Origin of the sequence: Nocardia cerradoensis NBRC 101014 (assembly GCF_000308535.1) — a bacterium.
GTDB classification, from domain to species: Bacteria; Actinomycetota; Actinomycetes; order Mycobacteriales; family Mycobacteriaceae; genus Nocardia; species Nocardia cerradoensis.
Genome location: NZ_BAFW01000339.1, coordinates 1 through 8,115 on the forward strand (window position 1 = coordinate 1; position 8,115 = coordinate 8,115).

The 8,115-nt window shown below is 66.0% G+C and carries 15 protein-coding genes; all 15 read left to right on the forward strand.

Features of this window, described 5'->3' with window-relative positions; all coding sequences use genetic code 11:
- Window positions 1-506 precede the first annotated feature (506 nt).
- Window positions 507-725 (forward strand): helix-turn-helix domain-containing protein, encoded by a 219-nt coding sequence (locus ON23_RS39890; RefSeq protein ID WP_083904307.1) that lies wholly within the window; start codon window positions 507-509, stop codon window positions 723-725.
- A gap of 17 nt (window positions 726-742) precedes the next feature.
- On the forward strand, window positions 743-919 hold the full coding sequence (locus ON23_RS39895) for a helix-turn-helix domain-containing protein (RefSeq protein WP_223273973.1): 177 nt from the start codon (window positions 743-745) through the stop codon (window positions 917-919).
- A gap of 50 nt (window positions 920-969) precedes the next feature.
- Window positions 970-1,221 carry a hypothetical protein gene (locus tag ON23_RS29035; RefSeq protein ID WP_039782210.1) on the forward strand — a complete coding sequence of 84 codons (252 nt, stop codon included), beginning with the start codon at window positions 970-972 and terminating at the stop codon, window positions 1,219-1,221.
- A gap of 265 nt (window positions 1,222-1,486) precedes the next feature.
- Window positions 1,487-1,702 carry a helix-turn-helix transcriptional regulator gene (locus tag ON23_RS29040; RefSeq protein WP_039782212.1) on the forward strand — a complete coding sequence of 72 codons (216 nt, stop codon included), beginning with the start codon at window positions 1,487-1,489 and terminating at the stop codon, window positions 1,700-1,702.
- Window positions 1,699-2,238 carry a hypothetical protein gene (locus ON23_RS29045; RefSeq protein WP_039782215.1) on the forward strand — a complete coding sequence of 180 codons (540 nt, stop codon included), beginning with the start codon at window positions 1,699-1,701 and terminating at the stop codon, window positions 2,236-2,238. The genes ON23_RS29040 and ON23_RS29045 overlap by 4 nt, the downstream gene beginning before the upstream one ends.
- A complete protein-coding gene (locus tag ON23_RS36225; protein WP_051043521.1) occupies window positions 2,239-2,904 on the forward strand; it encodes an ERF family protein in 666 nt (221 codons plus the stop codon).
- Window positions 2,888-3,253, forward strand: a complete 366-nt coding sequence (locus tag ON23_RS29055; protein ID WP_051043522.1) for a hypothetical protein — start codon at window positions 2,888-2,890, stop codon at window positions 3,251-3,253. The genes ON23_RS36225 and ON23_RS29055 overlap by 17 nt, the downstream gene beginning before the upstream one ends.
- Window positions 3,250-3,585 carry an HNH endonuclease gene (locus ON23_RS29060; RefSeq protein WP_051043523.1) on the forward strand — a complete coding sequence of 112 codons (336 nt, stop codon included), beginning with the start codon at window positions 3,250-3,252 and terminating at the stop codon, window positions 3,583-3,585. The genes ON23_RS29055 and ON23_RS29060 overlap by 4 nt, the downstream gene beginning before the upstream one ends.
- 116 nt (window positions 3,586-3,701) lie before the next feature.
- Entirely contained in the window at window positions 3,702-4,682 is a 981-nt protein-coding gene (locus tag ON23_RS37180; protein WP_157170316.1) for a helix-turn-helix domain-containing protein, read from the forward strand.
- 194 nt (window positions 4,683-4,876) lie between these two features.
- The gene (locus ON23_RS36230) at window positions 4,877-5,362 is read left to right on the forward strand and encodes a hypothetical protein (RefSeq protein WP_051043524.1); all 486 of its coding nucleotides are present in this window, start codon (window positions 4,877-4,879) and stop codon (window positions 5,360-5,362) included.
- Between the two features lie 43 nt (window positions 5,363-5,405).
- Window positions 5,406-6,182 (forward strand): hypothetical protein, encoded by a 777-nt coding sequence (locus ON23_RS29075; RefSeq protein WP_143860607.1) that lies wholly within the window; start codon window positions 5,406-5,408, stop codon window positions 6,180-6,182.
- A 115-nt stretch (window positions 6,183-6,297) separates the two neighbouring features.
- A complete protein-coding gene (locus tag ON23_RS29080; RefSeq protein WP_039782218.1) occupies window positions 6,298-6,759 on the forward strand; it encodes a hypothetical protein in 462 nt (153 codons plus the stop codon).
- The gene (locus ON23_RS29085; protein ID WP_039782220.1) at window positions 6,756-7,220 is read left to right on the forward strand and encodes a hypothetical protein; all 465 of its coding nucleotides are present in this window, start codon (window positions 6,756-6,758) and stop codon (window positions 7,218-7,220) included. Before ON23_RS29080 ends, ON23_RS29085 begins: the two co-directional genes overlap by 4 nt.
- 325 nt (window positions 7,221-7,545) lie before the next feature.
- Entirely contained in the window at window positions 7,546-7,914 is a 369-nt protein-coding gene (locus ON23_RS29090; protein ID WP_039782221.1) for a YfdP family phage-associated protein, read from the forward strand.
- Window positions 7,911-8,115 (forward strand): hypothetical protein (locus ON23_RS29095; protein WP_039782222.1); only part of this gene is annotated, 205 nt, incomplete at its 3' end. The genes ON23_RS29090 and ON23_RS29095, both read left to right, overlap by 4 nt.

Consider the following 8,115-nt stretch of genomic DNA (forward strand, 5'->3'; position numbering starts at 1 on the left):
CTCGAGGAGCCGGTGCCGGCGCCGGAGATGGAGCCCGAGACTAGTTCCGGTAGCCAGCAATACGGTTTCCTCGCTGACGCCGAGCGCGGTGGCGATCGCGGTCATGGTCCGCGGAGTGGGGAATGCATTTAGTTGCTGCGTTGCTAGCTGTTGCCATCGCGCCGCCCCCAGGAGCGGGGTGCCGGATTGGACTCCGCCGGCGCGGGCCAGTTGCTCGTAGGATCGGTCGCCTTTGCTGATTCGAATCAGCTCCCCTAGGTCCATTACCGTCTCTCTGTTTGCGGCCAAGCACATGCTTGCCTACGGGCTGTTGCTGGGATGTTGAAGCGTTTACCACGCCGTTCGCCATTATCAAGCATTACCACCGATTATCAATCGCCTACCGCAGGTTTGCCAGTCCTATACCAGCAGTTGACTTTCCGACCGGCAGGTGAGCTAATAACCGGAAACCAGTCGTAACAAAGAAGTACCGCAGATAACTGTTGGGCAGGGGGTTGGCCGCACCGATGAAGTTGAAGTCAGTCGCCACATTGCGCGCGTTGATGAATCAGTCCGGGCTATCGACAAGGGCACTCGCACACAAGGCCGGCCTACGCCACCACTCCGCGATCGACCATTTGCTATCCGGTCGCCGCGACTCGTGCGATCCGCAGCGAGCCACCGAAATCGCGGCAGCACTCGGCGCGCCGAGCGAGCTGCTATGGGAGTCGGAGGACGCCCGATGAGCACGGAACCGTCATGGATGACATGTGCGGATGTCGCCGAGCGCTGGCAGTTGAGCACCCGCGAGGTGCAACGAATGGCAGCCCGCGGCGAGATCACTCACATGAGAGTTGGCCGGCAGATCCGAATCCAGGCGGCCGTCGTGGCCGACTACGAGAAGGCGGCCACTCGGCGCAGGCGGACACAGCGTGTGTGACCGCCGCGACGTGGAAGGTGTCCCCGTTGCAGTTGACGTAGCCTGCTGGAATGGCGACGGACCGAACCCCCGACTCGCGGGCGGATGCCCTTCTGGAGCAGTTACGTACGGCATCGGCCGAGCTCGAGGAAACCACTCGGCGGCTGACCGAGCGTCGCAATCGGATCATCGTGCAGCTGTGCGAGATGCAGCCGCTACTGTCCCGCAAGGCCATCGCCGATGCTGCGGACCTGTCGGAGAACATGGTGTACACGGTGTTTCGCAAAGACAAGGAGCGTCGAGGAACAGCCAAAAAGGATTGACCGGACAGTTGCCGAAACAGACTACAATCGATTAAAGTCGATTACCGAAAGGGAGACCACCGGACTGCCATCCGATGGTCTCCCTCTACCAGAAAAGCCGAGCGGGACACCTAGGAATTGGACCGCGCCGACTGTTGTGCAGGCTAACGCAGCTGCCTACAAGCATGCAAGCATGCTTAGCAGGTGACACAAGCGCTGGTTGGTTCTCTGCCTACAGCCGGTTTGGTCTCTGTGCCGCTCCCTATTGAAAGGGAAGCCCAGGCCGATGGCATATTTGACTAACCGGGAAGCCGCCGAACTAATGCATGTGCATCCCGGCACCCTCACCCAATGGCGGAACAAGGGCCGGGGCCCGAAGTTCATCAAACTAGGTGATGGGAAGCAGCCGCGCATCCGTTACACCGACACGGATGTGAAGGCGTGGATGGACCAGTACAACATGACCCCGGAGGCTCGCGACAAGGCCGGAGCCGTGGCATGAGCAATCCCCTCGCGAACATCGAAACCCCGGTCCTGGTCGCCCGCACGGCCGTCCTCACCGAGGTCGAGAAGACCTTCAAAGCCCATCGGACCGCGCACCGCGCCGAGCTGGCCGCGCGGATGGGCCCCGGCTCGAAGATCACGGCGTTTGATCCGGCCGACGACACGCTGACGTTGGGCACGGCCAGCATGTCGAACCCCGATCCGGTCGCCTACATCACCGACAAAGACGCGTTCGAAGCGTGGTGCCGGGTGACGTTCCCCGATCCGCTGGAGACGTGGACCGAGATCGACGCCACCGACGCCGAGGTGATCGAGGTATTGCGTAAGCACGCACCGCATTTGGTGATCGTGCACAACAGCATCAAGTCGACCGTGATCGAGCGCGGCCTGGACCGCGCGGCGAAACAGGATGTGCCCGGCACGAAGCGCACGAAGGGCAAGTCGACGCTGACGGTGACCCCGGCCGAGCACGCCCGCGCGGTGGTGCAGGCCATGGTGGCCCAGTCGCCGGTCCTGCGTGAGCTGGAGGCGTAGGTGGCCGACGCGAAACCGACTGTGTTCGAAGCATTCTCGGCGGTCCAAGGTGAAATCCAGGCGATCGAGAAGAACGAGCACAACAGCCAGCAGGGATTCAACTTTCGCGGCATCGATGCCGTGATGAACGCGGTCGGGCCGGTGCTGCGCGAGCACGGCGTTTTCATCATCCCGCGCGGGCTGTCGATCCAGTTCGAGCGCTATGAGACCAAGTCGAAGACCGCGATGCGTAACGCCACCGTGGAAATGGAGTACACCGTGTTCGGCCCGGCCGGGGATAGCTTCACCGGCAGTGCGTACGGCGAAGCGGCGGACTCGGGCGACAAGGCGGTGTCGAAGGCGCAGAGCGTGGCCTTTCGGACATTCCTGTTGCAGGGGTTGACGATCCCGACCCGGCAGGACGATCCCGACGCGAGTTCGCATGATCGGGTGACGTTTTCGCAAGAGGCGCAGGACGCGCGCGACGACCTGACGGAGCTGTGCGCTCAGCTCGGCATCCATCCCCGTAAGGCCATGCGGGACTTCGCCGATGCGAACGGTGGACTCGATATCCGCCAGGCCACCGATCCCGGGCCGATCCGCGGGCTGGCCAACCGGTACCGCGCCGAGAACCCGGCACCCGACTTCGCCGAGAACCAGGGGGCCGCCGGTGACGAACCCGCGTGAGGTGTGGTCGCCGGTCGCTGTCGAACAGCGCCTGGCCGACATCGACCACCTGATTACCCGGGGCGTGAATACGCTCGCCGACGCCTACGACAAGTACGCGACGCTGAAGAACCAGGTGGAGGTGGAGACAGCGCGCGCGTACGTGAACCACCGGGGCCCGGCGCACGAGAAGAAGTACGCCGCGATCCTGGCCACCGAGCAGCTGCGCGCCCAGCTCGCCGTCGCCGATGCTGTCTACCACCGGGCGCGGTGGAAGAACGAAGGACTGACCGAGCAGTTGAAGGCGGTTCAGTCCATCGGCGCGTCGCTGCGGTCCCAGTACGAAATCGCTGGCCGGGGTGCCGCGTGATCACCGCGACCGAAGGCCGCCGCATCGTGCACACACGGTGCGGCGGCCGGTGCGAACGCTGCGGCACCGCGGGCTACACCGTGCACCACCGCCGCAAGAGGTCCCAGGGCGGCACCTGGGATCCGTCGAACCTGCTGGCGCTGTGCGGATCCGGCACAACCGGCTGCCACGGCTGGGTCGAAGCGAACCCGGCCGCCGCGATGGACCTCGGGTTCTGGCTGGCCAACGGCGAAACATCGGCTGATACGGCCGTCTGGCTGTGGCGCCGGTGGGTGCTACTACCCGACGACGAGGGGCCGTTACTCGCCTCCGGATCGAAGTACCGAACGTGATCACCGAGGGGGCCGCGACCGTGCGGCCCCCTCACTGATGTGTCCCCCGGCCGCCGGCCCGGGGCATGATCGACCCAGCAGACGGATTGAGCCGTCACACACCAGAGGAGCTGGTTTTGAGCAACGACGAGATCACCATCTCCGTCGATGTGCGGTTCGCGATGGTCCCGCTGTGGGTGACCCAATGCGAGCTGATCACCGATCGCGCTCTGCGCCTGTACATAGTGCTGCGCCAGCACGCCGACAACGCCACCGGCACCTCCTGGTGCAAGCGGAAGACTCTGGCCGCTGAATGCCGGTGCAGCGTGAAGACGTTGGATCGAGCCTTGCGGGAACTCGTAGCGGCCGGGGCGGTGACAGTTCGAGCCCGGTGGAAGAGTGCCGGCCCGAATCCGTCGTATTCGTTCGAGCAGTCGGCTACCCATCCGGAACAGACCAGTTCGCTGTACACGGTGCGGTCCCTTCCTCCGGCCGCACCGGCGAGGGGTGGGGACAAATTTGTCCCTACCCCCAACGCCGATCCGGAGGGGGGTGGGGACAGATTTGTCCCCCGGGGTGGAGACAGATTTGTCCCGGGGGTGGGGACAGATTTGACGCCCAAACTAGACCCACCGGAACTAGACCCAGAGGAACCAGAAGAGGGGGGTTGCGTTTCCGGGGTACCTCACTTGCCCGCGGACTCGCCTGTGGATAACCCCACCCCCCAAGCGAATCCGATCGAAGCCAACGAACCGCCCCCGCCGTGGTGCCCGGACCATCCTGGCAATCCCGGCGACGTGAAGTGCGGCCAGTGCAAGGAACGCCGGTTGGAACGGAAAGCGTGGGAGGAGCGCGCCGCCCGCGCACGGGCCGCAGCAGAGCGCGAACAGGTCGCGTCCCGGATGCGCGCCGACGCCGCCACGATCACCGCCTGCGGCATGTGCGACGAGGACGGGTTCATCGAACCGGCCCTCAAGTGCCTCCACGATCCCGCAGCGATCGAGACTGCCCGCGAAGGCTCGGCCAAGGTGCGCGCCGCTCTCGCCTCGCGGCCCCGCCGCTACCGCAACAGCCCGCTGATCAATCACCACCACCGCACGAGAGAACACCCGGCATGAGTGACCGCAGCCGCTACCCCGATCCCACGCCCCGCGAGCTCGAGTGGCACCACAACCGCTGCCGCAAGGGCTGGCTGTCGCCGTGGAACGCCCCGCACCCGATCCCTTGCCTGGTGTGCAAGCCGCACCTGCGCCGCACCTTGGCCACTAACGACTGCGACCCCAACGCCCCATACGCCCGGAGGTGAACCCCGATGACCGTGGTACCGCTACACCAGCCCCGCTGGGATCCCGACGAACATCTCATCGACGCGGCCATTGCGGGTCGAGTTCGGGGCACCGACCTGCCGACGACCGACCGCGCATGGCTGGTCGCGCACCTCACTCACCGCGGCCACACCACCGACACCATCGCCGCGTGGCTGCACTGCTCACGCCGCACCGTCCAGATGTCGCGCACCGAACCCGTCGCCGTGCTCACCACCCGGCTACTCGCCGCCCAGGCCGCCGTCGACAAAGCCCTGTCGCAGGCCCGCGCGTCCCGCATAACCCCCGCCGCGATCGACCGGCTGATCAGCGAGAACCAGCGGTTGCGTGATTCCCGCGGCGAACTGATCGACCAGCTGGCCAAGGCGCGCCAACTCGCCGACATCCCGTGTCCCCCATCGGTGATCGTCGTCCACCCCGCCCGCACCCGCCGCCGGCCACCCGTGGCCGTCCCGACGCTGCCCCTGTTCTGAGGACCAATTGCGCTACACCGCCCCCAGTTACACGCCCACCCGCATGGAAACAGTTGGCCGCAAACGAGGACGCGCCCAACTCGCTGCCGCCGGAGTTCCCGGATTCATGCCCGTCGAACGCGTCCAAACCCACATCGCCGGACTGCTCGAACTCCGGCTACCCATCGCCTCCATCGCCCGCGACGCCGGGGTCACCAAGAAGACCGTGCTCAACATCCACCACGGCGCGTACGAGACCGTCCGAACCCGCATCGCGGTGCCGATCCTGCGCGTCGACTTCCACCCCAACGAGCGGCAAGGAAACGTGCTGGCGGTCGGTGCTGTCCGCCGTCTGCGCGCCCTGCACGCGCTCGGGTGGACGTGGGGCCGCATCGCCGCCCGCACGCCCGGCGTTTCGCAGACGACGATTTCCCAACTCGCCCGCTCGGGCACCGACACTGTCCTCATCGCCTGGGACACCTGGCACGCTATCCACACCGCGTGGGAAGAACTGTCCGGTACCCCGGCCACCGAAGGCCGGTTCGAGCTGGCGCGCCAGCATGCCCGCAAGGAACTGTGGGCCCCGCCGCTGGATTGGGAAGACCTCGATATCGATGATCCGCGGGTCACCGTCACCCCTTCCGGCGCCGCGTCCGGGATCGGGTTACGTGAGCGCGCCGACGACCGCCGGCGGGAGGTCGCGCGCCTGACCGGGATCGGTTTGTCGGCGGAGGAGATAGCGGTCCGGCTCGGCATCACCAAACGGCATGTGGTCCGATACCGTCAAGAGACCAATACACGCCTCTGCGTGTCTAGTTTTGAGAATGAGTCGGTGGCCTAATTCCCAACTGTCCCAGCAGATTCCGACACGCCGCGCATCAATTGACAGTGCCCGCGATCGAGTGTAAGTTTCAACCCGTTAGACGGAGAAGCCGTCGCCAACCGGAGGAGCCGGTATGTATTCACGCATCACAAATCCCGACACAGGCGTGACGATCACCCGCCGCAGCGAGCGGCGACTCACCGAAACCGTCGCGATCGAAGCCTGCGACACGGTCGATTTCACGGTTGCCGAACTGCGCGACCTCGCCACCGCAACACAGCACCTGCCCGACACCACGCCTGTCCTGCTGATCGAGACCGATGGCGGGGATCGCAGCATCCACGGTCTTTCCGTGTACTACACGCGCGACCTCGATGCCGTGGACCCGGACGCCGACCGCCTCAACATGATCGAGACGCTGGCCCGGCAGATCGTCACCGATCACCTCGCGGTCCGGTTCGAAGAGTCCGCCGCCTGGACCCGCGATGGCATGAGCGACATCCCGCAGGCCGACGCCGACGCGATCGTCGCCCGTGCGAACACCTTCATGGCCGCCGTGGCCGACGCCTTCCGCAAATCGGGAGCCGACCAGTGAGCCACGACGCCTGCGGACACTGCGGCAACGTCCACACCTCCGGCGACCCGTACGCCCTGATCGAGCAGTACCGGGACCAGTACGCCGCCGCCCCAAACCTGACCCCCGCAGCGATCGATGACATCTTCGCTCTCGCCCGCTGCCTCCACTCACAGCTGTACGAAGCCGTCGCCGACCTGCACAACCTCCGGCTCGGATTCGGACGCACGGACGGCCGCGTGGAGGAATCCGGCACCAGGTTCGCAGTACGCCGCCGCGACGGAAAGATCATCGAGTCCCCGGCGCCCGACCTGGCCGTGAGCCGCTTCGACAACATGAACGCCCAGGCCGTGGATCTCGGCTTCGAAAGCGCCGACGCCGAAGTGGTGCGCCGCAACTGGGCCCTCTACGTCGAGGACTGGACGGCCTTGCCGCCCAGCGATATCGAGCAATACCGCCTCGATGATGAGCCGCCGTTCTGATGGCCGCCTACACCGCCGAACACAAACTCTGCCGCGGCCAAGGCTGCCCGATCTGCGGCTACACCGGCGAGGTCATCCGCGATGACGACTACCCCAGCGTCTGACCTCAACACCCCGGTCAACCGGCACGCCACCTGCCCCTACCTGTGGCTCGACGGCACGCACTGCATATCCGGATGCCGGGAAGAACCGCGCTGCATCACCGACGAACCCCGGACCGGCTGGCAGCTCCGCGACGCCGCCGGCCGGTTCGTTCCCCGCTCCACCGACCAGATGAAGGCCATCGCGCAACAGCGGTGGACCGACTATCAGAAAGGAATACGCAATGCCCGACACCACCTCCGACGCCGATGAGGAGACGACGGCCCGCCCGTTCGCCGACTTCATCCGCGAGCTGCGCGGCGGCGCGGTCCACGACGAACTGACCGAAGCCCTGCACGCCCTGATCGCCGCGGTGGAGTCCACCCGGAAGAAGGGCAAAGTCACGTTCTCGATCGAGCTGGCCTACGAGAAGGGCACCCAGACCCTCGCCGTGAAAGACGTTGTCGTGGCCGCGATCCCGAAGCCCGACCGCGCCAAGACGCTCTGGTTCGTGGACCGCGAGGGCAACCTCACGCGCAACGACCCGAATCAGCTCCAGTTCTCCGGCATCAAGATCGTCACCCCCGAGACCCGAGAGGCCAAGCAGGCATGAACCACCCGACCACCCCGCGCACCGAAGCCGACGCCGTCGCCGAGCTCGCGCAGGAAAGCGCCCGATACGGACAGACCTACGACCCGCACGGTGACCGCGCTATCACCTTCGATGTCCTCCGCAGCGACGAACGCGTCCACGTCGACTCGATGGAGCGCTACGCCGCCCGACCCGACCGGCGGCGCGGCAACACCACCGTCA